The organism is Methanocella paludicola SANAE, from assembly GCF_000011005.1.
Classification (GTDB): Archaea; Halobacteriota; Methanocellia; order Methanocellales; family Methanocellaceae; genus Methanocella; species Methanocella paludicola.
On the sequence record NC_013665.1, the window covers coordinates 1,628,757 to 1,654,691 of the forward strand.

22 protein-coding genes are annotated in these 25,935 nt (G+C 53.7%); 12 read left to right on the plus strand and 10 right to left on the minus strand.

Features of this window, described 5'->3' with window-relative positions:
• Window positions 1-220: 220 nt before the first annotated feature.
• Together MCP_RS08165 and MCP_RS08170 are read right to left on the minus strand one after the other, a co-directional pair.
• Window positions 221-3,145 (minus strand): PAS domain S-box protein, encoded by a 2,925-nt coding sequence (locus tag MCP_RS08165; protein WP_012900365.1) that lies wholly within the window; start codon window positions 3,143-3,145, stop codon window positions 221-223.
• Between the two features lie 126 nt (window positions 3,146-3,271).
• Complete coding sequence (locus MCP_RS08170) at window positions 3,272-5,395, minus strand: PAS domain S-box protein (protein ID WP_128859997.1); 2,124 nt, start codon at window positions 5,393-5,395, stop codon at window positions 3,272-3,274.
• Between the two features lie 243 nt (window positions 5,396-5,638).
• Here MCP_RS08170 and MCP_RS15685 point away from each other — a divergent pair, with 243 nt between their 5' ends.
• The gene (locus tag MCP_RS15685; RefSeq protein ID WP_158301471.1) at window positions 5,639-5,935 is read left to right on the plus strand and encodes a hypothetical protein; all 297 of its coding nucleotides are present in this window, start codon (window positions 5,639-5,641) and stop codon (window positions 5,933-5,935) included.
• A gap of 267 nt (window positions 5,936-6,202) precedes the next feature.
• Window positions 6,203-6,601, plus strand: a complete 399-nt coding sequence (locus tag MCP_RS08175) for a GxxExxY protein (RefSeq protein ID WP_012900368.1) — start codon at window positions 6,203-6,205, stop codon at window positions 6,599-6,601.
• Window positions 6,602-6,863: 262 nt separating this feature from the next.
• Here the strand turns inward: MCP_RS08175 and MCP_RS08180 are convergent, their stop codons facing one another.
• Both MCP_RS08180 and MCP_RS08185 read right to left on the minus strand, forming a co-directional pair.
• A complete protein-coding gene (locus MCP_RS08180) occupies window positions 6,864-7,766 on the minus strand; it encodes a tetratricopeptide repeat protein (RefSeq protein WP_158301472.1) in 903 nt (300 codons plus the stop codon).
• Window positions 7,767-7,836: 70 nt separating this feature from the next.
• Window positions 7,837-8,205, minus strand: a complete 369-nt coding sequence (locus tag MCP_RS08185; protein WP_012900370.1) for a nucleotide pyrophosphohydrolase — start codon at window positions 8,203-8,205, stop codon at window positions 7,837-7,839.
• 202 nt (window positions 8,206-8,407) lie between these two features.
• Between MCP_RS08185 and MCP_RS08190 the strand changes: the two genes are divergently transcribed.
• A complete protein-coding gene (locus MCP_RS08190; protein ID WP_012900371.1) occupies window positions 8,408-8,653 on the plus strand; it encodes a DUF4258 domain-containing protein in 246 nt (81 codons plus the stop codon).
• The gene (locus MCP_RS08195; RefSeq protein ID WP_012900372.1) at window positions 8,650-8,937 is read left to right on the plus strand and encodes an AbrB/MazE/SpoVT family DNA-binding domain-containing protein; all 288 of its coding nucleotides are present in this window, start codon (window positions 8,650-8,652) and stop codon (window positions 8,935-8,937) included. The genes MCP_RS08190 and MCP_RS08195 overlap by 4 nt, the downstream gene beginning before the upstream one ends.
• 378 nt (window positions 8,938-9,315) lie before the next feature.
• Here the strand turns inward: MCP_RS08195 and MCP_RS08200 are convergent, their stop codons facing one another.
• The 3 genes from MCP_RS08200 to MCP_RS08210 form a co-directional block, all read right to left on the minus strand.
• Entirely contained in the window at window positions 9,316-10,134 is an 819-nt protein-coding gene (locus MCP_RS08200) for a tetratricopeptide repeat protein (protein WP_128567108.1), read from the minus strand.
• Window positions 10,135-10,793: 659 nt separating this feature from the next.
• Entirely contained in the window at window positions 10,794-12,056 is a 1,263-nt protein-coding gene (locus MCP_RS08205) for a GAF domain-containing sensor histidine kinase (protein WP_128860179.1), read from the minus strand.
• Window positions 12,057-12,161: 105 nt separating this feature from the next.
• Window positions 12,162-13,409 (minus strand): RCC1 domain-containing protein, encoded by a 1,248-nt coding sequence (locus tag MCP_RS08210; protein WP_231845202.1) that lies wholly within the window; start codon window positions 13,407-13,409, stop codon window positions 12,162-12,164.
• Window positions 13,410-13,548: 139 nt separating this feature from the next.
• Here MCP_RS08210 and MCP_RS08215 point away from each other — a divergent pair, with 139 nt between their 5' ends.
• The 3 genes from MCP_RS08215 to MCP_RS08225 are packed head-to-tail and all read left to right on the plus strand — an operon-like array spanning window position 13,549 to window position 16,197.
• Entirely contained in the window at window positions 13,549-14,430 is an 882-nt protein-coding gene (locus MCP_RS08215) for a DNA-methyltransferase (protein WP_012900377.1), read from the plus strand.
• Between the two features lie 25 nt (window positions 14,431-14,455).
• The gene (locus MCP_RS08220; protein ID WP_012900378.1) at window positions 14,456-15,103 is read left to right on the plus strand and encodes a hypothetical protein; all 648 of its coding nucleotides are present in this window, start codon (window positions 14,456-14,458) and stop codon (window positions 15,101-15,103) included.
• Between the two features lie 47 nt (window positions 15,104-15,150).
• The gene (locus MCP_RS08225; protein ID WP_012900379.1) at window positions 15,151-16,197 is read left to right on the plus strand and encodes a sodium:calcium antiporter; all 1,047 of its coding nucleotides are present in this window, start codon (window positions 15,151-15,153) and stop codon (window positions 16,195-16,197) included.
• A 390-nt stretch (window positions 16,198-16,587) separates the two neighbouring features.
• On the opposite strand, the gene MCP_RS08230 is transcribed toward MCP_RS08225, so the two are convergent.
• Window positions 16,588-18,300 carry a glutamate--tRNA ligase gene (locus tag MCP_RS08230; RefSeq protein ID WP_012900380.1) on the minus strand — a complete coding sequence of 571 codons (1,713 nt, stop codon included), beginning with the start codon at window positions 18,298-18,300 and terminating at the stop codon, window positions 16,588-16,590.
• A 66-nt stretch (window positions 18,301-18,366) separates the two neighbouring features.
• Complete coding sequence (locus tag MCP_RS08235; RefSeq protein WP_012900381.1) at window positions 18,367-19,002, minus strand: TetR/AcrR family transcriptional regulator; 636 nt, start codon at window positions 19,000-19,002, stop codon at window positions 18,367-18,369.
• Between the two features lie 103 nt (window positions 19,003-19,105).
• On the opposite strand from MCP_RS08235, the gene MCP_RS08240 reads away from it, so the two are divergent.
• The 5 genes from MCP_RS08240 (at window position 19,106) to MCP_RS08260 (ending at window position 24,003) form a co-directional block, all read left to right on the plus strand.
• Window positions 19,106-20,008: an ABC transporter ATP-binding protein gene (locus tag MCP_RS08240; protein WP_012900382.1), complete on the plus strand. Its 903-nt coding sequence runs from the start codon at window positions 19,106-19,108 to the stop codon at window positions 20,006-20,008.
• On the plus strand, window positions 20,005-21,600 hold the full coding sequence (locus tag MCP_RS08245) for an ABC transporter permease (RefSeq protein WP_012900383.1): 1,596 nt from the start codon (window positions 20,005-20,007) through the stop codon (window positions 21,598-21,600). The genes MCP_RS08240 and MCP_RS08245 overlap by 4 nt, the downstream gene beginning before the upstream one ends.
• 112 nt (window positions 21,601-21,712) lie before the next feature.
• Complete coding sequence (locus MCP_RS08250; protein ID WP_012900384.1) at window positions 21,713-22,567, plus strand: ABC transporter ATP-binding protein; 855 nt, start codon at window positions 21,713-21,715, stop codon at window positions 22,565-22,567.
• Window positions 22,564-23,271, plus strand: a complete 708-nt coding sequence (locus tag MCP_RS08255) for a hypothetical protein (RefSeq protein WP_012900385.1) — start codon at window positions 22,564-22,566, stop codon at window positions 23,269-23,271. The genes MCP_RS08250 and MCP_RS08255 overlap by 4 nt, the downstream gene beginning before the upstream one ends.
• The gene (locus MCP_RS08260) at window positions 23,272-24,003 is read left to right on the plus strand and encodes an ABC transporter permease (RefSeq protein ID WP_012900386.1); all 732 of its coding nucleotides are present in this window, start codon (window positions 23,272-23,274) and stop codon (window positions 24,001-24,003) included.
• Between the two features lie 594 nt (window positions 24,004-24,597).
• Here MCP_RS08260 and MCP_RS08265 read toward each other — a convergent pair.
• A complete protein-coding gene (locus MCP_RS08265; protein ID WP_012900387.1) occupies window positions 24,598-25,935 on the minus strand; it encodes an RNase J family beta-CASP ribonuclease in 1,338 nt (445 codons plus the stop codon).

The window sequence follows — 25,935 nt, forward strand, 5'->3', positions numbered from 1 at the left end:
GCACTTTTTGCCATCGTGCCATTGTATCCTTTGTGACCTAAAACCCAAAAAGCATGCTCTGTGGCCTTTGTGACCTCCATCTAAAAAGAAATCTTTGTGAACCTTAGTGCGCTCAGTGCCATTGTGGTGAGAATAGTGCCTCCGTAAACTTAGTGCCTCAAAGACGAGCTGAACATGAATGTATGAATCGCGAACAATATCAAGCGATTAAAACACCCTATTAAATCGTCTCAACGGCGGGCAACAGGACCACGAAACGGGCACCCTTAGCATAATCACCCAGCACCCGGTCCTCCACCCACACACGCCCGCCAAAACTATCTACAAGCGTCTTCACAAGATACAGCCCAAGCCCCATCCCTTTAGCCGAACCATTTTGCATACGGTTAAAGACCCTATCTTTAGACCCATCGGGTACCCCGGGGCCATCATCCTCGACAATGACACGATAATACGCACCGCCTGCATTAACACGGTCAACGTCAATGATGATCTCCGCCTTCTCGCCCGTATGACGCACGGCATTACTCACGAGATTAGCGAAAATATCGTGCAGCAGCTCATTAGCCTGAACGTGGCAATGCTCATGACCGTTAAGGTTAAGAAAAATACTCTTACCGGGCACGCCCCCGAACTCTTTCTGCACACTCTGCAACACAGAAAGCAGGTCCATCTTCTCCGTCTTATAGATACCATGCCGGTGCTTCTGCAGCTTCTGCACATTCTTAATGAGGCGGGAGCTACGCTGCAGAACTTCAATAGGCTTATCGAGCAATTCATTCGGGCCGGCATCCGGGTGCATATCCTGAGCGATCTCCAGGTAACCGAGAGCCACCTGATGCAGGTTATTGATGTCGTGGCCCATCAAGTCCAGGTATAGCTCGGCCTGGGCTCTAGCCTCCTTCATGTCGGCCTCCATCCTCTTACGATGAAAAGCCTCGACGATCGCCGGCGCAAGGGCGCTCATCGCGGCCACATCATCGTTATTATAGCCGCCGTCCCTGTTACCGACGGCGATTACGCCGGTGACCTCTCCGGACTGCAGGAGAGGCACGCCCAGGAACGCCGTTAATGGCGGATGGTCCCCGGGTAAACCGGTAAAGTCCGGGTGCGATGCGGGATCGTTAATATAAAATGGCCTTCCGTCTTTGAGTAACCGTAGGGACAGGTCCCGCATCCGATAGCACATCTTCATCACGATGTGGCCCCTGGGGTTCACTGCACGGCCGGCATCCCGGTCTGGATTGCATAGGGCAACATAGTCGAGGCGACCCTCTTTATTTATTTCATAGATGAGCCCGAACCGGCTCCGGGTGACATCCTCGGCTACCCGGAGGCAGGTTTCGCCCAGCGCTTCTTCCGTGCCCGAAGACATCGCCTCCCTGAAGATCTGATTGATGCCCTCAAGGACCAATTTATGCTGCTGGACCCTCAGCTCATTCAGCTTACGCTCGGTGACATCACGCTGGCTGCCGTCCCGGTATATCGGCCTCCCGCTACTATCCCGGATAATGTTCATATGATTGGATATCCAGCGAAGCTCGCCGCTTTTCGTCCGCTGCCGGTATTCCACCTTTGCGCTTCCGACCTCTATACAGCGCACAACGGCCGCCCTCATCGCCGGAAGGTCATCCGGATGAACCATGGCCAGCGATGTCTCGACGTCCAGAGCCATTAATTCCTCGGGCGTATAGCCCAAGATATCTTTACAGGAGGGGCTAATGTACTCATAGCGGCCGGTATGCACGTTCATGCGATAGATACAATCCCGCGAATTATCCAGCACAGACTTGAACCGGGCCTCGCTCTCCCGCAGCTCTTTTTCCGCACGGGCATGCTCGACCGCGGCCCAGGTGCGCGCATGGACTTCCTCGATGATCGATACCTCGTCGGACGTCCAGTCTCGCGGAGTGCGGGAAACTACGGTCAACGTCAAGACTAGCTTACCTTCCCTGACCAGCGGCACTGAGACAAAAGAGATGAATTCGAGCGCACGGTACATCGCATGCGCCGGCACGGAAAGCATGGGCCAGGTTTCGATATTATTGATGACGAGCGTACGGCCGGCCCGTAGAGCCGCCGGCGATTCGCCGAAGTCGGCAATGGAATACCGTCCCGAATGGTCCTTCAAACCCTCGCGTAAGTAGCCGGGCGGAACGATGACGAATCCCCCATCGTCATGGTACTCTCCGTAATGCACGCGGTCGGCGCCGATGTGCTTACCCAGGAGCGTGGATGCGGTGAGCTGGATATCGGACAGGTCCGTCAGCGGCCTCAGCGCATCGCTAAGCTTAAGCAGGAACGCCTGCCGCTCCTCGGCGAGCCTGCGCTCCGTGATATCCTGGGCGATCACCAGGACACGTACGGGCTTACCATCCCGATGGAGCACCTTCGTATTGAGAGACGCGTAGATCTTCCGCCCGCCCTTACCTATTATACCGAATATTACGGACTCGTTGATCTTCAGGCCGGCCAGAACATTCCGGATCCGTTCCTGAAATATTGCCTTAGTCCCCGCGTCCAGGAGAGAAGAGGGTTCCATGGCCAGAAGCTCTTCCCGGGTATAGCCCAGGACATGGCACATGGCATCGTTGACACGTAAGAAGCGGCGGCCCATGATGTCCATCTCGTAGATCGCAGTCGGCGCAAGCTCCACTATATGCCGGTATTCTTCCTCACCTGTGCGCAATGCCGCCTCTGCCAGCCGAAGTTCCGTGACGTCCATGGAGATCACGGCGACCCGGTATAACCGTCCGTCTTCAGAAAAGACAGGATTCACGGTGCTCCGGATAACTCTGCCGTGGGTAATATCTTCGAAGCTCACCGGTTTGCCCACGCGAAAAGCCTCGTCCATCTTTGCCCTTCGGAACCACGCGACGCCCGGGTCAAGAATGTCAAAGATGCACGAGCCGATCAGCCTGTTAAGGGGAATATTCAGGCGCTTTGACAGCGTTTCGTTCGCGATAAGGACAACGCCGTTCAGGTCCAGCAGCATCAGGGCCTCGGGGATGCTGTCGATGAAGCCCTGTGTCATATGCCCTTGTGACCGGAGTTTCTCGATCTCCGCCTCGAGGTCTTCGTTCCGGCCCGCTATCTCCTCCGATGATATAGCATTTTCGTTATTAGAAGCCGGTTTCCTGACCATGAGTATCCTTAATAAATCTCATTTGCTATCTTATACGATAAATGCTTTTAGAATAAGGCCCTGAAGAATTTGTTTATACGTTTTTTATAGCTTTAATGGGCTTATACTCTCCGGGCTGCTTTTAATCTACCTGGAAGGAAGCACAACAACGAACCTGCTACCTGCTTTATAATTCCCGGCCACTCGGTTCTCCACCCACACACGACCGCCATAGCTCTCCACGAGCGACTTCACAAGATACAGCCCGAGCCCGCTCCCCTTGATCCGGTTCGCGCCACTGGAGAAACGCCCAAAAACCGCCTCTTTCCTCTCATCCGGTATGCCCGGGCCATTATCATCGACGGTTATCCGGTAAAAGTCCTTACCGCCCTCGTGCAGTTCAGACATGCCGATATCAATGACCAGTGGCCTATCGCACGGCGAATGCTTAATCGCATTAACGACGAGGTTCGAGAACACGTCGGTCAGCAGCTCATCTGCTGAAACAAGCCCCCTGGCAGGCGTATAATGAATAGTGATGTCCCTTCCGGGAACGGTAGAATAGGTCTTAACAACGTCCTCGATGATCTTTCCCACGTCAACGGTCTTCGATTCCAGGTGCCCGGACCTCATCATCTGCAGTTTTCTCACCTTCTCGATCAGCCGGGAGCTTTTCTCGAGCGCTTCCATCGGCTTAACGATAAACTCCCTGGTTGATTCGTCCAGCGGCAGCCTCTCGGTCGCGAGCTCCAGGTATCCCAGCGCCACCTGGTTTAAATTATTAATGTCATGCCCCATCAGGTCGACATACAGGTCGGCCTGCGCTTTCGACTCCATTAGCGAAGCTTCAGCCTGCTTCCGGTCCGTGATGTCCAGGGCGATAACGATGCCCGCGGGCTTTCCCTTATAATCGATCAGGCCGGCTGCGAATTCGGCCCATCTGACTTCTCCTTTGCTCGTGATATACTGCACTTCATACCGGGATGGCACCTGTTCGCCCTTTTGCCTTGCCAGGCCTATTTCTTTTACCATATCCCGGTATTTCGGGTGCACCATGTCCCAAAAGTTCTTTTTTAACAGTTCCCCCGGATCAAAGCCAGTGAATTTCACAGCCGCAGGGTTCGCATAGATCAGCTTGTTCTCCTGGTACAGGAATATCGCCGCGGGCGACGTCTCCGACAGCACGCGGAACTTCTCCTCGCTCTCCCGCAGCGCTATCTCGGCAAACTTGCGCATAGTAATATCAAAGGCAATGATGACGGTCGCATGATTTCCCTTATACTTTAAATGGCCGACGGTCAGGTCACACCAGCCAGTCTCACCGTTTTTCTTTAAAAATTGAGATTCAAAATGCCTGGGTACTTGCTCGCCGCTGATGAGAGCCCGCCGATACGCTTTTACTTGTTCCCTGAGGCTGGGGTCGACGACTTCCCAGTACTTCATATGTAAAAGCTCTTCTTCCGAATACCCGAGAATGCGACTTGCGGCCGGGTTCACGTAATTGAACATGGAATTTTGGACGAAGAATATGGCTGCCCGGGAAGTTTCCGTCAGGACCCTGAACTTCTCCTCGCTTTCTGTCAGGGCAGTCTCTGCACGCTTGCGCTTGGTGATATCAAGGCCGGATACGACGCAGGCCGGCTCTCCTTTGTACAGGGTAGGAGCTGCCGTGAAGATCGCCCAGCCTTCCTCTCCCGTCTTCTTAACGTACTTGACCTCGAGATGGCCATGTACATGCTCATTACGGTGTATCGAGAGGCCGCATTCCTTGACTTGCTCGCGATGATCTGGATGTATAGGCTCCCAGAAGTCCATGGCTAAAAATTCCTTATCGGAATATCCCATTGTGTTCTGGGCTGCGGGATTGGTATAAACGAACCTCTCGTTCTGGACGAGAAAGATCGGGGTCAATGACGTGTCTGCCAGGACCCTGAAAAGCTCTTCGTTCTTTTCGAGGGCTTCCCTGGTCGCTAACACCTCTTTATCGTTAACGTAAAAATCCGATAAACTATCCTTAACTCTTTCACTATGCGCCTCTATGTCTTCCTGGGTTTTTCTCAGCTCATCGAACAGAGACCTCGTATCCTCTATCCCTGTTCCAGGCTTCTCGCTTTTACCGGCTGCTTCTGAGCCGGGATACGATATTTTTTCACATCTATGGAGGATCTCTTTTAACCTTAAGTTTGCAGAAGATATCGCTTTAAGCTCATTAAGAAGCTCCCTTCCATGAATATCCTTGTTCCTTAAGGCTGAGTTAGATTCTATTCCCATGAAATTTACACCGGTGTTGGTCAGGATTGAGGAGAGGCATGATAAATACTTTGAGTACAACGATGGCACAGCAATGGTATTTTCACACAATGACGTTGCGCTCAGGTATACAATATTTCAGTGTTCGAAAAATCAACTGATCTTTAAGCTGCATATAACAATACTGCTTTGAATTTCTTTTGTATATAACGCTGAATAACGTTTAGCCCCCATGCTCACATTGCCTCAATGGAGGCTTAAAATGTGAAAGTCAGGATCATAGCCGTAATGCTCTTGCTGATCATCGTATTAGCCATACAGCCCGTTCACAGTCAGACAGGCTCCTCGTATAACCCGGGCCAGAACTATGGCCAGTACGGCGTGCCGCCAGTCCCGAGTGCGCCACAGCCGCCTGCGACACCGGGATTCCCGGCTATACCGTGGCCCTGGAAGCCGACCCTGACGCCAACACCAGTCCCGACCCTCGTGCCAGTTACACCGACGCCCACGGCCCTGCCAACGCCGGTACCGACGCCGCTACCGACACCGATACCGGGATAAAAACTGGCACCATCCATAAAATATAAACTAAGAACTATTTATCGTATTTGAGGCACTGAGCTTACAGAGGCACTATTCTCACCACAATGGCACGGAGTTCACGAAGGCTCACAAAGACTTTTTTAAATGTAAGGGACAGAGGCCACAAAGCCCGGTTCATTAGGTTATAGGGCACAAAGGAGACAATGGCACAATGTAATGAACAATTACCATTATTTTCAATAATATTAGAAATTGTTATATTATGGTAATTACACTTAATATACTATGCATAAAAGAAAAGAGCCCATACCCGACAAAACCAACAAGATATCCGGCATAATAGTCGATTCAGCATTAACAGTCCACCGAACACTTGGACCGGGATTACTCGAACGAGTATACGAAGAATGCCTGATACAAGAATTAACACTAAGAGGCCTCAAAGTAGAATCCCAGATACCCCTACCCATCGAGTACAAAGGATTAAGGATCGAAGACGCCGTAAGAATAGACATACTTGTCGAGAACTGCGTCATCATCGAAATTAAAGCAGTAGAAACCGTACTACCGGTACATGAAGCACAACTGCTTACATACCTAAAGCTATCAAACAACCGATTGGGCTTGCTTATTAATTTTAATTCTCCACTTATAAAAGACGGCATAAAAAGAATAGCGAACTAAGAAAACTGACAAATTGGTAATCCTTTTTTCCACCGTGCCATTGTCCCCTTCGTGCCTGTAACCCAAAAAGCCTGCTCTGTGGACTTTGTGATCTCCATTTAAAAAAAGACTCTGTGAAACTCCGTGCCCTTAGTGCCATTGTGGTGAGAATAGTGCCTCGGTCAACTTAGTGCCTTAAATATCAGAATGTACGGAGTAAGGCAAAAAGTAGGTAAACGCATCAAGTATAATCACAGCAGTACTGTACTTTGGATAATATTGGTCATTTTGCTTTCAACAGTTCAAGCTTCTCCCGGGCAGCTTTAACGCCCGGCTCCATCTTCACCAATTCCTCGAGCTGGTCGATCGCCTTATCGTCCCGGCCACTGATCATGTACAGCTCTGCCAGAGCCCTCCTCGCTGCGTAATTATCCGGGTTTAATTTTACAGCCGTCTCTATCTCTATTCTCGCCATTCCGATATTTTGAACTGCAAAATATACATTGCCTATGAGATAGTGAAGCAGGTCGCTACCCGGATAGATCGATACCGCATCTTCGTACGTGGCAAACGCATCGGCTTCCCTGCCCAGGTCCATGTATAGCGCCCCTAAAAAAAGCAGTGCGTCAAGGTTCTCCGGCCCCATGCTCGAGGCCAGGTCCGCCTCCCGCCACGCCTCGCCCTCGTCGAATAGCGATTGAGCGTAGGCGAGGTTCAAATGATATTCGGCCTTATTCTCGAGCTCCACCGCCCACTGTATCTCCTGCAGCCCGCAGTCCAGGCTGTCCATCATGAGCAATATGACGCCGAGCCTGTTATGTGCGAAGGCATCTCCTGCGTCCATGTCCACCCCATTCTGCGCATCTTTCAGCTCCTCGCTCAGCGGCTTCGTGAATTGAGGCACGTAGCGCAGGAAAAACTGGATGTCCATGTTATCGGGCTCGAACCTGGCCGCCCTCTCGAATTCCTTTAGGGCTTCCCGATTTTCGCCCATCAAAAGATACGTCTTCGCCAGCTCATAGTGGGCAGTAGAGAAGTCCGGAACATTATTAACGATCGCCGTAAATTCCCGGATAGCATCGTCATACCGGCATTTCATCTTAAAGCCCATGCCCCGGTTAAACTGCTCACTAATGCCAGGCTCATTTACATCTGCCCATGTCTCACCAGACGGGTTATCAGGCATATCGAAGACCGCAATATAAGATATAAGATCCTGGAATAATAGCCTTAGGAAATAAAAAAGCGCCCGATACTCAAAACTTATCATACTTCAGGTTCGAGCCCCGGGTCTTTTCGACGGGGTACTTAAGCTCGTTCTTCTCCATCTTCCTCGCCAGCGCCGTCGCAAGGTCGATGTCGTACTTCTGCCCCAGCCTCAACACGAAAAACAGCACGTCCGCCATCTCGTCCTCGATATCCTCGCGCTCCCGGGCATTACGGAACATCCCTTCGACCTCCTCCAGGGACTTAAAGCGGAACAGGTCCAGCAGTTCCCCGGCCTCCGTACTCACGCCGATGGCCAGGTCTTTCGCGTTATGGTACTGGTCCCAGTCGCGGGCTTCGCAAAAGGATTTAATACGAGCTTTTAAATCAACAATAGAGGTCGTAGGGTCTGCATTCATGATGATCAATTAAATTATCAAAAGTATCAATCTATTATAGCATTATTCTCGATTTATTTCAAGACACTCTTATACTATATCTTAATTACACTTTTTTGCATATAAGTTTTTAATATTTATGAAATTAGTAAGGCCGTGATAAAAATTAGCCGATTATGTTTTTATACAAAAAAGATATACTTATATATACAGGGGATATGCTTTGCGTGATTTTCACAATATCCCCATAGTGTTGAAAAAACACGCATCCCAGGCCATAACTCTTAGATTTAAAATGGATGCTGAGGATGTCGTACACTATATAAAAACGGCTAGAGTCATTAAAGATATCGATAAAGACGGGAACATCGGCATATTACAGAGCGATATAGGAGATCGGAAAATACAATTCATATGTACGATAAGAGAGGGGGTCCTATACATAATTACAGTGGAGGAATGTAAATGAGCAGGTGTCCAATTTGTAATACTCCAATGAATAGGGAGAGAAGAGAGATTGAGAAAGGTCTATTCTGCGAGGTTGAAGTCTGCCCCAAATGCCAGGATGAATGGTTAGACCTCAAAGCGCATGAAGAACTGTACCAGTACTATAATAGAAAAACATTCAAAATAGGCGGTAGTCTGGCAATCCGTATACCAAAAGATCTTGCAGAGATCGTTGGTATTAAAGAGGGAACTCGAGTGAAGTTTGCCGTAAAGGATAAAAAGCTGGTCATTGAAGCTATATCATAAGCTAAATATCAGATTACTTTTACTATACTCTAACCCGTTATTTATCAACCATTTATCGCACATGACCAATTATGCCTGAAGATACATTACCAGCCGTTTGCTGCCTCTTCTGCGGCTCCTGCATAAATTTAGGCAATGGCTGCGAGGACCGTGACGATGTTAAAGAAAAGCCCTTCTGGACTGAATTAATAGGTATCGGCATCTCCCCGGTATATGACTGCTGCGTGAATACCCGGCACTACGGGCATTGCGGTGAATGCAGCGAGCTATTGTGTGACAGGTACGATCCGATCAAGAACCCGGCCATACCAGAACATCGGATTGGAATTATCAATATTGGGAAGGATAGGTCACGAATAAGAGCGAATAATTAAAAGATCATTTTTTCACTTTAGCTTTCGGCTTCGGCTTCGCAACTTTCTTAACGACCTTACCCTTTATGGCTTTAGCTTTCGGCTTCGGCTTAACAGATTTCTGCTCGGCCTTTTCTTCCTTGTCCAGGTCATCCAGCAGATCCCGAGCTTCCTGATCCTTAGGCGACTCCAGCAGAACAATATCAAGCTGTTCCTGCGCCAGGCCGTACTTCTCCTGCCCGATATAGGCTTTCGCCAGGTTCCTCCGGGCATCGATATCATCCGGGTCAAGCTCAATGGCTTTCAGTAATTCTTTAATAGCCTTACTCCTCTGGCCCATTGCCATATACAGGATGCCCAGATTATAGCGTGCGTCAGAGAACATCGGGTCGAGCTTCAGCGCCTCTTTGAGAATGGCGACGGCCTCGTCGCTCTTGCCGTTCATGTAATACACGTTCGCCAGGTAAAAACGCGACTCCGTATCCTTCTTGCCGACCTCGACCGCGCCTTCCAGCTCCCTCTCGGCATCCTTCGGCTTATCCAGGTTTAAATAGACCAGCGCGAGAGACGTCCTTGGCTGAACGACATCAGGGTCCAGCTCGATAGCCCTCTTAAGCTCTTTTATGCTCTTCTTCGCATCGCCCTTTTCATTGTACGCCAGCCCCAGGCCGAAATGCGCGGGCGCATAGTCCTTGTTGATGGCCAGCATGCCCTTGAAATCAACGATGGCCCTGTCGAAATTGCCCTTCTGCATGTTCGCGTGGGCACTCTTTAAAAGCGATACGGCCTCATCGAGCTTATCCTTCGTTAACCCGGGCGATCTATTAGTCGAGCGTGTAGCCATAAAAACCAATCCCTTAATTTATTTGCCCTTATAGTTTAAGTGTTTTTTTCTATATCGTTATTTACAATACTTATTAATAGGTTCCATTGCAGTAGATTTGTTTGGTTGGTAACACGAACCTCTCCAAAGGAATTAAAACACGAATTTTCTTTTAAGATTTTACTCACTAAGCCTCAGATGCTCTAGCACACCGTCAATGCCCGAACTCTCTAATACACAGGGCAGTGCTCTAAGCCTCTAACGCGCTAACCCGAAAAGAAAGCTCTAAGTCTCTAAATCACGTTTGAAACGCTAAACAGTGGAGCACCAACACTCAAAGAGCCCGGTCGTTCCCCGTAGTTAGGGGTTTTAGTGCCGTTAGCGTTTTAGCCGAGCCTTAGAGAGTTAGTGCTATGTCGTTTAGCGTTTCAAACGTGCATTCGAGCATTAGAGCATTCGTTTCGGGTTAGCGCGTTTGTGAATTCGTGCAATGCCCAGAGTATTTGAGAGTTCGGGCATTGACGGTGTTTTAGAGGCTCAGGGATTTAGTGAGTAAAAATTATAAAAAAAATTCGTGGTTTAATTACTTTGGAGAGGTTCGTGTTACTGACCAAACAAAAGTGATACCGACCAAACAAAACAGCGTATACCGGAAACAATGCATGATAAAAAAATGTATATTAAGGATATACAGGCTCTGGCTCGGGCACCACCTGCGCCTCGATCGCGGGCAATGTGATAATGAACTCGCTGCCCTGCTTATAATCCCCCGGCACACGGCTCTCCACGCGTATATCCCCGCCCAGCCGGTCCAGCACCAGCTTCACCAGAAACAATGGCAGCGCCTTCCCGTGCGCCTGCGTAATGCCAAGGTGGAACGTGAACAGCTCATTCCGGGTCTCGTCAGGGATCTCCTGAGAATTATCGATGATGGACACCGTGTAGTAAGGCTGCGTGTCGATGTGCACCTTGTCCACCTTGATGTCGAGCGCGACGTCCCCGCGGGAGCACATGATGGCATTATTCATCAGCGTATAGAAAACGTCTTTCAACACGGTGCTGCCGTTCACTATCCGCCCCATCTGCGGAGTATAGTGGATATCCACGCTCTTCGTCTGCGGCCAGTCCACTTCCTTTATTGCGTCCTCGATCAACCCATCGAGGTCCATTGACTCGATGGGCAGGTCTTCGCTGAGCGTGTGGTGCAGGATGCGGACATTATCGACGATGGTCTCGCTTTCCTCGACATCCCTCTTAACGGCGTCGATGGTATCCCTGGCGTCCCGGTCAAGCGTCGTTTCCGAAAGGACCGTATCCAGGTCTTCGATAATGACCTTGTTCAGGTTCTTGATATCGTGCTCGATAATGTCAAGGTACATGGAAGCCTGGCGGTTCATGTCGAGGTTCAGCACGCACAGCCTGCCGACGGCAATGGCCGAAGAACAGCGCTCCGCTGCCACCATTAAGATCTCCAGCTCCAGCTCGCTGAACAGGTGCGTCTTCCGCCAGTCGACGTGCAGAACGCCGATGGCCTCCCCGCCATACAACAAAGGCACGCCGAGCATTGAATGGATGCCGGCACGCTGGACATATGGGCTGATGACGAGAGGGTCGGCCTGGGCGTCCTGGACGTACAGGTGGTTCTTCGTTTCGGCGATCATGCCCTCGAAGCCCTGGCCTATGGGCACGGTGAAGCGCTGCGCGGCCTCCTCGCCCGCGCCCAGCGCCATGAACGCCGTCAGGTTATCCCCCTCGCGTAAATGCAATACGGCCCCGTCGGCCTTGAATAGATCGATGAGCGTTTGCAGGATCTCGTAAAGCTGCTCTTCGGCGTCCGCCGCGTCGTGCCCGCTCATCCCGATGTCCAGTACGGCGTGCAGCGATTCCTTCGCGCTGTCCAGCTGCTCCTGGAGGCTGCTCCTGTCTTCCTGTTTTCCCATCATCCCGTCCGACCCCAAGAAGCGTTTCACGGCCGGATATAAAAACGCATATCAAAATTATTATGGCTGATGATAATAAAATAAAAAAAGACGAGGGCAATGGTCCGATTATTTCTTTCCTGCCCTCAATATCGCGGCAATGCAAAAGACGCCGATCGCCAGTAATAGGGGCGTGGATGGAGTCTGCGTCCCGGTCGTGGCGGAACCCGCCGTGGGCGCCGCAGTGGCCGTCGGGACGGCCGTCGAGGCCGATCCGATGAACTTGATCTGCGTAGCCTTTCCGGATTCTGCCAGGTAGCCAGTCTCCGGGTCCCTATAGCTTAATCCGCCGATACCCCAGACCGTGCCATTCTGGTTTAACGCCAGCACGGGGGCCTTAAAGTCCGCCGAAATGGCCTTCGCGCCGGTGATCGCCGTCAGTGCCGTGGGCGTATTGATCGGGGGGCCCGCCACGCTAAGGCTCATCGCGGACGGATAGTAATTGCCCCAGACGTATATCGTCCCGTCGTCCTTGAGAGCTGCGGCCGTCTCGGACGAGGCCGCGACATCGATGATGCCGCTCAGCCCGGGGACCTGTACGGGCACCTTCGACCCGGACGTGCCCGTGCCGAGGACGCCCTGGTTATTCCAGCCGCAGGCCCAGACCGTGCCGTCCTCCTTCAAGAACAGGCTGAACTGGTAGCCCGCCGCAACGTCCTTGACGCCCGATAAGCCGGTCACTTTGACGGGCGTCGGCTGGGCGGCATAGCTGCCGATGCCGATCTGGCCGTTGAGGTTATTGCCCCAGGCCCAGGCGTTGCCGTCCTTATCCACGACGAGGTAGTGCCAGTTGCCGGCGGAGATGGCCTTGATGTTCGCAAGGCCCGGGACAATTTCGGGAACCGTTACGTTCTTATTATTGGCACCGCTGCCGTACGAGTAATAGCCCCAGACCCAGACGGTGCCGTCGTCCTTCAGCGCCATGCCCACCGAGTCCTTTGCGTCGATGGCTACGATATTGCTGAGGCCTTTAACCTGCGCGAAGCTCGAGCGGTCCGTCATAGTGCCGTCGCCGAGTTGCCCGTGGTCATTCTTACCTGCCGCCCAGACCGTGCCATCCCCCTTCAGCAAGAGCGTGAACGTCGCGTCTGCCGATAAGGCCTTGACGCCGGTCAGGCCCGGTATCTGGAAAGGCACGTATATCGTGCTCTTGTCGCCAATGCCCATCTGGCCGTCCCGGTTATTGCCCCAGGCCCAGACCGTACCATCTTCAGCCAAAGCGAAGTTCGCGTATGCGCCGGAATCGACCGCTTTCATCTTGACCGACGATGCGGCCATTGATATCGTCGCGGCTGTAGAAAAAAGGGCCGCTAACATGATCACAGTAATCACTAACCTTAACTTACCCCTCATAATGAAAGCAATCTCTTGCAGTGTATCTTTAATATTTCCTTATCTTTTGATAATTGCCGAAAGGTGGATAAGCTCTTAAGCTCATATGGAGTTCGGGTATTAGATGAGAAAGAAGGCCAATGGTACAGAGACGAGCGCCTTCGGCTCCGCGGGCCGGTATAGTCACGATTCCTCGAAGTTTTATGGCGGCAGGCTGTACGAGGGCCTGCAGGCCCCGGATATCGTCGAGCATGGCGAGAATCCGGTACCAGCGAAGCGCCTGAATAAGATCTTTTGTAAGTCCAGCGAGCGCATGGATGAGCTTCCGGATAATTCTGTTCATTTGATGGTCACATCCCCGCCGTATAACGTCGGCAAGGAATATGACGATGACCTCACGCTGGACGAGTATCGGGCATTATTATTTTGCGTCTGGGAAGAGGTTTATCGCGTTCTCGTCCCTGGAGGCCGTGTCTGTCTCAACGTCGCTAATCTAGGGCGAAAGCCCTACTTGCCATTACACGCGTTCATGGCTGAAGATCTGCTGAAAGCAGGGTTCCTGATGCGCGGCGAGGTCATCTGGAACAAAGCATCTGCAGCGGGAACATCGACAGCATGGGGAAGCTGGCAGTCGGCGAAAAATCCCACGCTCAGGGATGTCCACGAGTACATACTCGTATTCTCCAAACAGTCATACTCGCGAACACCGGGTGATAAAAGATCGACAATAACGAAGGAAGAATTCCTCGAGTACACGAAAAGTGTCTGGTCATTCGGCTCCGAGTCGGCAAAAAAGATAGGCCACCCGGCGCCGTACCCGGTCGAGCTACCCTCCCGCTGTATCAAGCTCTACACCTTCGAGGGCGACGTCGTCCTTGACCCGTTCATCGGCAGCGGCACGACCGCCGTCGCCGCAAAAATGCTCGATCGCCACTACGTCGGCTACGAGGTCGACGAAGAATACGTGGAGCTGGCCAGGCGCCGGCTTAAAAACCACTTTCTATAAATACCAACCCCTCATATTAAGAACGATGCTCGGCACCCTCGTTCAATGGGTAAAGGAATACAGGCTGATGTTTCTATTATTCATCCTCGTTCCCGTGACGCTGGGATCTTCCATATCCCTCATGTATGACGGAGGGGGCATCAGTCAGTTCTACTATGTCATATCGATCATCGCTATCCTGCTCTTGCAGGGCGGCACCCTGGCCATGGGCCGTTTTTTCGACATCTTCTTCAACGGCGGCATATTAAAAAATATAAGAGAGATCCTGCTCGACATTAAAGGCCACATGGGCGAGCTGGCGAAGCCTTCGTTTTACCTGATATCGGGCGGCATCAGCCTCGGCTTATGCGTTTTTATAGGCCTGTTCATCGCTATAACGAGAAGTCTGCTATTATTGCCGATAGGCATGATCGGCGTAGGCATGGGCATGTTCTACACCATACCTCCGCTCAAGCAGCGATTCCACATCATAGGCCAGCTTGCCTGGTTCCTTACCGTGCCCCTTTGCGCCGTAGGCGCATTTCTGGTGCAGGTGCCCATCCCGTCGCTCGAGACGCTGGCACAGCATTCCGGCACGTTCTGGCTCATCATCGGGGCATGCCTGCCGCTGGCTCTCATAGGCACCTGCGGGAACTACCTCATTGAAAAATACCAGCCCATTGAAAAGGCGTAACATCCGCAGAATTTATGGGCAATAAATGAAACCTAACTTGGAACGCTATGGACGTCATAATATTCCTATTAAGCTTCATTATCATCCTCATCGGCTGTGAGCTTTTCACGAACGGCGTCGAATGGGCCGGCAAAAAGCTCAAGCTCACGAAAAGCGCCGTCGGCAGCATCCTCGCTGCCATCGGCACGGCGCTTCCCGAGACCATCCTGCCCCTCATTGCCATCCTGCTCCTCGCCGGCGACGCCGGCACGGACATCGGCACCGGCTCCATACTTGGCTCTCCCTTCACCCTGTCCACGATAGCGCTCTTCCTTTGCGGGCTGACCGCCCTTCTGTTGGCGAAGGATAAAGCTACCGGCGTCGTCCACGTTAACGGCAAAATGGTCCGCAACAACCTGAGGTTCTTCATCCTGGCATATGGCATTGCTGCCATCGCGGCCTTTATCCCCGAAGAGTATCGGACGGTAAAGCTCATTATCGCTATCGGGCTGCTTCTGATCTATATCGCCTATATGGTGCGCACGCTTAAGGCCGATGGTGAAACGTCCGAAGAGGACGAGACCAAGTGCCTCTACTTTGATTCGTACGTCGGAAAGCTCACGGGAAATAAGGTCGATGCAAGCGCCGAGCCCTCATTGATCACCATCGTGGCGCAGGTCTTCATATCGCTGGCGATCATCGTGCTGGGAGCCAACATTTTCGTCAACCAGGTCAACGAGGCGGCCACCCTTCTCGGCATCAGCCCGCTCATCCTCTCGCTGCTCATCAGCCCTCTGGCGACTGAATTGCCTGAGATGTTCAACAGCATCCTCTGGGTCAGGGAAGGTAAGGACATCTTCGCGGTGGGTAACATCCTGGGCGCCATGGTCTACCAGAGCTGTATTCTGGCTTTCATCGGTATCGTGCTTACTCCGTGGCACTTCAGCCCCGGGGACCCGACCCAGCTTTTGCAGATCATCAGCATCGCTATCGCACTGTTCTCTGCAGCCGTTTTGTACTTTAATTCGAGTAAGGATACGCTGAAGATCTGGACCCTGCTGCTTTGCGGCGTGTTTTATATTGTGCTCATAACGCTGGTACTGCTTCGGATATAATTCCTAAAAATTTTCATCGAGGCACTAAGCGTACAGAGGCACAGTTTTCACCACAATGGCACGGAGTTCACGAAGGCCCACTAAGATTTCTTTTAAATGTGAGGGACAGAGGCCACAAAGCCCGGTTCATTAACGATAGGGCACAAAGGATATAATGGCACAACGGAATGAACAAGAGCACTTTTTGCCATCGTGCCATTGTCCCCTTCGTGCCTTATAACCCAAAAAGCCTGCTCTGTGGCCTTTGTGACTCACATTTAAAAAAGTCTTTGTGAAACTCAGTGCGCTCCGTGCCATTGTGGTGAAAATAGTGCCTCTGTACGCTTAGTGACTTAAAAAGGATTGTATAAAATTGCAGTAATCATGAGAAGAACAAAAAATTAAAAAAGGTTAGGGGTGCGTGTAATAGGCCACGATAACCCCATTAATAGAGTCAATACGGCAGAAGGCGAAACGCTCGAACTGCACGACATTGTTCAGCTCGTTATGGATACCCTGCTCCGCCACACCATGGAACTCGCCCTCGGGGCCCAGGACACGGACAGTAAAGCCATCCGTCGGCGCCCAGTGAATAATCTTAGCACCTTGCTTAAGCACAGCCAGATCGTTACCGATATACTCGGCCTCGAACGGCTCTAGCGACATGACACGGACATTGAATAGGTCTTTCAGCCGCAGAATATCGCCGACCTTCGTCTGTCCCTTATCCTCCAGCGTAACGAGGATGGTGGGATCATCGCATACGCATATCTCCCGGAAGCCGCGCTCGTGGTGCAGCGGGTGCAGCGGAGCTTTCGCCGTCGTCTGCGGAGCGCCATTGACCTTCAGAGGCACCGGGTCCTTCACGAAGAAGTAGCGGTTCGCCCGCGGGTCCACGATCTTGCGGTTCTCGGCGTACAGCGTGTCCATGCTGAACTCGATATCCGTCTCGGTCACGCCCATGTTCACCATTACGTTCTTAATGGCCTCGGGCTCTATGCCCCGGCGCTTGAGCGCAGCCACGGTCGGCAGGTGCGGGTCGTCCCAGCCGGTGTATTCCCCGGCCTCGATGCCCTTCTTCATAACGCTCGTGGAGAACTTGCCGAAACCCAGCAATCGCACTCTGCCCCAGTGGTTGACGTGCGGGTACTCCCAGCCTAAATATTCGTAAACGTAGCGCTGCTTATCCGCCGTCTTCATGAGGTCCTTACCGCGGATGATGTGCGTAACACCCTGGAAGTGGTCCTCCATGGCCGACTCGAAGTCCAGCATGGGCCAGACGAGGTACTTGTCGTCCGTCCTCGGGTGGGGCTCACGAACGATACGGAAAGCGACCCAGTCCCTCATAGCAGGGTCTTTGTGCCTTATATCCGTCTTGATGCGGAGCACGACCTTCTCCTCGAAGTCGCCGTTCAGCATTGCCTTCCAGTTCTTCATGTTCTCTTCGGGCGACGCGTTACGGTGAGGACAGGGCTCTCCCTTATCCTTCAGCGCCTTGAACGAGTCGTGGTCGCAGAAACAGACGTACGCCTTGCCCATATCGATGAGCTTCTCGGCGTACTCGTAATAAAGGGGGATGCGGTCCGAGGCGATGACGACCTTATCGGGCGGGCAGCCAAGCCATTTCGCCTGGTCGACGTACCACTGGTAGGCCTCCAGCATGGGCCTCTTGATGGACGGGTCCGTGTCGTCGAAACGCATGATGAATACGCCGTCGTACATCCGGGCGTACTCGTAGTTGACGATGATGCCGCGGGCGTTGCCCAGCGACGGAGGGCCGTTCGGGTTAGGGGCGATACGCAGCGTGACCTTCTGGCCGGGCTTGACGTTCGAGATGTCCAGTTCAGGCAGGCCTTTCCTTGCCTCCCTCTTGACGTGCAACTCCTCAATAAGCTCGGGGGCGATGCTCTGCAGCTTCGACTTAACATCTTCGGGGGACATTTTACCGACGTCGGAGAGGACTTTACTGATGATGGGCATAAGCTCCTTTGCCTGTGCCTTCAATTCGGGGTGGGTGCCCAGCAGCTTACCCATGACGGCCCCGGCCTGCGGGGCTTTACCATACTTATAGGCGTTCTGGAGCGCCAGCTTTTGAGTAATGAGCTCGATCTCTTGAGATTCCATGTAACGATGCTCCCTATGAGCGAATATGACGGGCTACAATATAACAAAGGATATACTTATTGGTTACTATTTACCGCGCCGGTAGCCCCAGATGTTCAGGGACATGTCGACCAGCAGGTCTGTCAGAGCACTTTTATTGGCAAAGGGCACCGGATAGATCAAGTCCAGCATAAGGATACCTTTTATGGTCATACCCCAGTATGCCAGCATTTCCATGGGATCCTTATCGCCGATGTCGATGCCCCTGAACCGGGAGAAAACGTCCGCGATAGCCAGGTAATCCTTGATATCGACCTTTTTTATTTCGCCCGCCATCTCGCCTTCCGTCAGTGCGGCGATGGTCAGGGCCTTGATCAAAGGTTTATTAGTCTCCATTATTTCCTGCCAGTGAATGATCAGACTGCGGATGTAGCCCGGGAAATCATCATAGTCGATGGCCTCTTGCCGGCTTACCATCATCAGGCCGTCGATGTTCTGGGCGCCAAAGCCTTTGATGAGGATGTCGAACTTGCCTTCCGGGAAATACTTGTAGATAAGGCCGATGCTGACATCTGCTTTTTCGGCGATGTCCCGGATAGTAACCTTGTCGTATCCCATGGACACGATCAGCTCCCGGGTGGCCTCAATGATGGAGTCGATCTTCGCCTCCTTATCCCGGGTGACCGGTCTCCTGTCGCCGGGAACCTTCTTTTTCGCAAGCATTCGTTACCCCTATTGGTGAACCTTGTTCAAAAACTTTATTAGTAAGTAATCCGTATTAAAGGTTAGTGAACAATGTTCACCATGTCAGGCAAGAGATGACATTATGACCGAACCAGTGATCGAAATTCACAACCTCACGAAGTACTATGGCAGACAGATGGCCCTCGACGGCGTGGACCTCGAGGTCCGGAAGGGCGAGGTCTTCGGCTTTATCGGCCCCAACGGGGCGGGCAAGACGACGACCTTACGCATCCTGCTCGGGCTACTGAACAAGAATTCCGGCGACATAAAGCTCCTGGGCGGCGACCCATGGCGGGACCGCGTGGCACTCCACCGACGGCTGGCCTATGTGCCGGGCGACGTGAGCTTCTGGCCGAACCTGACGGGCGGCGAGGTAATCGATCTTTTAGGAAGGTTGCACGGCGGCTTCGACCCTAAGCGGCGTGCGGAGCTGGTCGAGCGCTTCGGCCTGGACACGACGAAAAAGTGCCGCACCTATTCCAAGGGCAACAGGCAAAAGGTGGCGCTCATCGGTGCCCTCATCTCCGACGCCGAGCTGCTCATCCTGGACGAGCCGACCTCGGGTCTGGACCCCCTGATGGAGATGATCTTCCGGGAGTGCATCGCCGACGTGCGGAAAGCGGGCAAGACCGTGCTGCTGTCCAGCCACATCCTGGCCGAGGTCGAGCAGCTCTGCGACCGCATCAGCATCATCAAGGCGGGCAGGATCGTGGAGTCGGGCACGCTTTCGGAGCTGAGGCACCTGACGCGCACGACCATTACGGTCGAGACAGCCCGTCCCGTCACCGGCCTGAAGGAAATCGCCGGTGTCCACGACCTATCGCTGGACGGTAATAAGGCTCGTTTCAGCGTGGACCCCTCCGAGCTGGACCGCGTGCTGCCGTACCTCACGAAGTTCGGCGTCCGCTCGCTCAACAGCGCCCCGCCCACGCTCGAGGAGCTCTTCATACGCCACTATGAGCTTGCGGCGGTGCCGGCAAAATGACCGAAAGCGGATTTACCGGAACGGTCCCTCTGGTACGGCTTATCGTTAAGCGGGACTGGCTCCTGCTGGCGGCCTGGGCCATCGTGATGATCGTCCTTGCGGCCATCGTCGTGGCCAGCTTCGGCAAGCTCTATCCCACGCCCGAAGCGCTCAAGGAATTCGCCGACAGCGTGACCGGCAATACCGGCGAGATAGCGCTGCTCGGGAATGTGCTTTCCCCGACTTTAGGGGGTATTACGGCCTGGCGGCTTATCATGCCGGCATTCATCATCGGCGGGCTCGCCAGCCTGCTCGCGGTCATCCACTATACGAGGAGCGAGGAAGAGACGGGCCGGCGGGAACTGATAGACTCGACGGCGATCGGTCAGTACGCGGTCCTGGCCTCGGCGCTCATCGTGGCGTTCGGAGTCAACCTCGTCATCGCAATAATGTCAATGCTGGCGTTCTTAGGCTTCGGGCTTCCGGCAGCCGGGTCTGCTGCCCTCGCGCTGTCCATTGGCGCCTCCGGGTGCCTGATGGCGGGCGTCGGCGCCATCGCCGCACAGCTTGCGCAGAATACGGGCACGGCGAGGGGCATTGCAGGAGTCGTCCTGGCCGTTGCATATATACTCCGTGTCATTGGCGATGGTGCCAATCTACCCCTGCTATCCTGGTTATCCTTTACCGGCTGGATGCAGCAGATGAGGCCATTCGCGGGGGAGCAGTGGTGGGTACTCCTGCTCTTCGTAGTTTCTACCGTGGTACTAGCTGTCGCGGCCTTTTCCCTACACTCGAAGCGGGACATTGATACGGGTCTGTTGCCGCAGAGGCCGGGGCCGGAGCACGCATCGGCGTGGCTCAACAGCCCGCTGACGCTGGCCTGGCGGCTTCAGAAAGGCATGCTGCTGGGATGGGTCGCGGGCTATGCGCTCATCGGCCTCCTCATCGGCTACCTGGCCAATACGGTCGCGGAACAGCTGGCAGCCAATCCCCAGTTCATGGAGTATTTGAAACACCTGGGCGGCAATGCGACGCCTGCCGATAGCTTCTTCACCATGGGCGTGATGATCCTGGGCGAGATCACGGCAGCCTATGCGCTCCTGGCCACTTTGAAGATCCAGTCGGAGGAGACGGAATCTCATGCTGAGACGGTGCTTTCGGGGCCCGTGGGCCGGCTCCAGTGGATGGCGGGCCACCTGGCCATAGCCCTCGCCGGCACAGTCGTCGTGCTCCTGACGTTCGGCATCTGCGCCGGGCTGACCTATGGCCTGAGCAATGGTAACGCTGGCATGGTCATACTGCGCGTGATGGCAGCCGTGCTCGCATACGTGCCGGCCATCTGGGTCATCGCCGGCCTCGCCGTGGCACTGTTCGGGGCCCTGCCACGGTTCACCCTCGCAGCCTGGGCCGCCTTTGTCGGTTGCCTGCTGCTCGAGCTGGCGGGCGAGCTGCAGCTCGTGAGCGGTGTGATACTGGACATATCGCCATTCACGCACGTGTCGAAGCTCCTGGTCAGTGACCTGGCGATATTGCCGATGGCCGCCCTGGTAGTCATAGCGCTTGCTTTCATGGCGATCGGGCTGGCCGGATTTCAGCGCCGTGACGTCGACTGATCGGGGCGATAAAAACCTTAATATAGGCCTTGATAAGCTTCGCACAAAACCCTTATCAACGGGATATTGAAAAACATGAATAGGATCGGTAAGTCCTGCAGGAAAGATGCCCATGATAGATGTTAAAGACCTGACCTTCGCATATCCCGGGGGAAAAAAGGAAGCGCTAAAGGGCATATCGTTCAGCGTAAAGCCCGGCGAAATATTCGGTTTCCTGGGCCCAAGCGGGGCCGGGAAGAGCACGACGCAAAAGATATTGACGGGACAGCTTGCCGGGTATAAAGGCCACATATCGGTCATGGGGAAGGACGTGAGCTCCTGGAAGTCCGACTATTACGAGAAGATCGGCGTCTCCTTCGAGATCCCGAACCACTACCTGAAGCTCACGGCAAAGGAGAACCTGGACTATTTCCGTTCCCTGTATGGCGGTGAGACGGAGGACTCGCTGGCCTTACTCAGGATGGTCGGGCTGGACGGCGACGCGAACGTCCGCGTCTCGAAGTTCTCCAAGGGCATGAAGGTCAGGCTCGGCTTCGTCCGGGCGCTGCTCAATAGGCCCGACCTCATGTTCCTGGACGAGCCCACGACGGGCCTCGATCCGGTCAACGCCCGGATCATTAAGGACATCATCCTGAATAAGAAGGCGGAGGGCAAGACCATCTTTTTAACGACGCACAACATGTCGCTGGCCGACGAGATCTGCGACCGGGTGGCGTTCATCGTGGATGGCGAGATACGGCTGATCGATTCCCCCCACGAGTTAAAAATAAAGAACGGCCGGTCCGTCGTCCGCGTGGAGTACTCGGTCAACGGCTCCGCGGAATACCGGGAATTTCCGCTGGCCGGCCTGGGGGCCAATAAGGAATTCATCGGCATGCTCAACGATAATAAGGTCAGGTCCATCCATTCGAGCGAGGCCACGCTGGACGATATTTTCATCAAGGTCACCGGAAGGAGCCTCGTATGACGGGCAGGTATGTCTCCACGGCCAGGCTGGACTTCCGGCTGCAGGCGAGGCAGGGCTTCTACTATGCCTCGATCCTGACCACGGCCATAATGATCCTCATCTTAACACAGGTTCGCGTAAAAGACCTGGGATTCTTTATTCCGGTATTCCTCATCAATAATATGGTGCTCAATACTTTCTATTTCATGGCGGGCATGGTGCTCTTCGAGAAGGCGGAGGGCACGCTGAAGGCGCTGTCGGTCACGCCACTGTCAGCCTTCGAGTACCTATGCTCAAAGGCAGCTACCCTGACGGCCCTGGTGCTTGTGGAGAATTTCGCCATCATACTGCTTACCTATGGCCCGGGCTTCGACATGTTGCCGGTGCTTGCGGGGACGGTGCTCATGTCGGTAATTTACGTGCTCGCCGGCTTTATCGCCGTCGCTAAGTATGATTCCATCAGCGAGTTCATCATGCCGTCGGTCGTCTACGTGATACTGCTCCAGCTGCCGCTCGTGGACTACCTGGGAATATTTCGGAACCCTGTGTTCTACATATTCCCGATGCAGGCCCCCCTCGTGTTGATGGGGTCTGCCTTCGTACACATGGAACTCTGGCAGGTCGCGTACGGCATCGCATATTCGCTGGCCTGCGTTGTCCTCGCTTACGCCTGGGCGCGCAGGTCGTTCAAAAAATACGTCATCCAGGGCGAGGGAGGGGCTTAAATGGACTACCTGAAAGCGGTCAGGTCGCTGAGCGCGGCCGACGTCAAGAACGTCATCCGCGACCCGTTCCTGAAGTGGGTCATACCCGCCCCGTTCATAATGGCCATCGCCTTTCGGCTCCTCATCCCGGGGATCACGGCGGTGGCGGAGCCATGGGTCGCCCTGAGCGACTATTATCCGCTGCTGTTGAGCATGATCGTGATCTTCGTGCCCCTTTTATACGGCATCGTCGTCGGCTTCATGCTCCTCGACGAGCGGGACAAGGATACGCTGACCGCCCTGAAGGTCACGCCTATGTCCATGGGTAAATACCTGGCGTATCGCATGACGACGCCCGTCATTATCAGCGTCGCCACCACGCTGCTGGCATACCCGCTGATCGGGCTGGTGAACGTCGACCCGGTATTGCTCGTCGCCGTTACGCTCCTGGCCTCTTTGAGCGCGCCTTTTATCGCGCTGATCTTCGCCGCGTTCGCGCGGAATAAAGTCGAGGGCATGGCCATCCAGAAGTTGCTCGGCGGCGTCTTCATGATACCCGTGCTCGCCTACTTTATCCCTTCCTGGTGGCAGCTGCTGTTCGGGATATTCCCGACCTACTGGACGCTCAAGGCGTTCTGGGTCGCCTGCGAAGGCGGCCAGGGCTTCTGGCCCTATATCATCGCGGGCTTACTCGTGCACCTGGTCTTTATAGGCTTACTGCTAAAGCGCTTCGATATCGTGATGCATCGATAGTAAAAAATGGGTTCTTGTGCGTTTTTGGGATGATATATTGCTTTGGCTGATGCCTTCGCTCGTTTTTATGTTATGCCGTCGTTGAGTGGTCCAACCACAGGGGCACGGAGCGCAGGGGAGTTTCACGGAGTTTTCTTATAAAGGGAGACCCAGAGGCCACGGAGTACGGGTTTATAACATTCCCGGGGCACGGAGTGCTTAGAGGCACTGCCGAGGATAAACCGCATTATTGTTTATTGGTCAACCGAGCCTCAATAAACTCTGTGCCCCGGGTAAGCCAATAAACCGGCCTCTGAGCTCTCTGAGTCTTAAATTATTAAAAAATAACTCTGTGAAACTCCTGTGCGCTCCGTGCCCCTGTGGTTGGACCACTCAACGACGGCATAACTAGAAAAGGATAAAAAAACATTCATCCCAAAACCGCGGAAGAGTCTAAAAAAATGATACGGCATTTACGTTACAAATTTTAGATTTTTACTGTGCCGAATATTCCGATTTAAGGCTCGGAGTGCCCTCTGTACCTTATATAACTTAAAACTTGGGAGTAATTCAACATAGCGAAATTTTAAAAAAAAGCTAGAGGGGGCTGGCCCGTTAAAGGGTCAGCTCCTGTCCGTTCCTTAAAATGTGCACATTCTCGCCGAACTCGTAGCCGGTGTCCTCGGCCATGTCGACGTACGCCGTGTGCATGTGCATGTTGCCGTGGGCCGGGATGACGTGCTCGGGCTTGACCATCCTCAGGAGCTCCCAGTGGTCCTCCTTATAGGCGTGGCCGGATACGTGCACGTTGTCGTAGATCCTGGCACCCCTCATCTTCAGCTTGGTCTCACAGGCATACCGGTTCGCCTGGTTGAGCATGTTCGGTATGACGTTCGCCGAGAAGATGACCTTATCGCCGGCCTCCAGCTTGAAGTCGAGCTCGCCGCTGGCGATCCTTCCGAGCACGGCGTCCGGCTCGCCCTGGTGGCCCGTCACGATTGGCAGGTACTTGTCCTTGCCCTCTTTCATGATCTGCTTGACGGCCTTCTCCACCGACCGGCGGTAGCCGAAGATCTTCATGTTGTCCGGCTTCTCCACGTAGCCCATCTTGAGCGCCGTGCCGAAGTACCGCTCCATGCTGCTGCCCAGCAATACGGGTATGCGGTCCATTTTCTCGGCCGCCTCGATGATGGACTTGAGCCTGGCGATGTGCGACGAGAAGGTCGTGACCAGCACGCCGCTCTCGGTCTCCTCCGTGCCCAGCAGGGCGTCCCAGACCATGTCCCTCGCGATCTGCTCCGACGGCGTCTTGCCCGAGTGGTCGGCGTTCGTGCTCTCCGTGATCATGGCGAGCACGCCTTCCTTGCCGATCTGCTTGAGCCGCTTGAAGTTGGGCAGCTCGCCCAGCGTCGGGGTGCGGTCGATCTTGAAGTCGCACGCATAAAGAATGATGCCCTTGGGCGTGTGCAGCGCTGCGAAGGCGCAGTCAACGATGCTGTGCTGCACCCGAATAAGCTCGATGGATATGTTCTTCGTGAGCTCTCGTATTTCGCCGCACTGCAGCGGCTGGAGCTTGTTGGCGACCTCGAACTTGCGCTCCGACTCGATCTCCTGCCTGATCAACTCAGACGTGAACGGCGTCGAGACGATCGGGCACTTATAACGGTGGGCCAGCTTCGGCACGGCGCCGATGTGGTCCAGGTGGCCGTGCGTGCAGACGATGCCCACGACGTTACCATCCACGTTATTAAGGACCTTATCGTCGGGGATCGCTCCCATCTTGATGAGGTCCAGCGAATGCATCTTCTCTATTTCCGTCTCCTCGTGGATCTGGATACGGTCCAGCCGGACCCCCATGTCCATGATGACGATCTCTTTTCCTACTCTTATGGCGGTCATGTTCCGGCCTACTTCCTCGTAGCCGCCGACCGCGACGATACCTACATCTCTCAT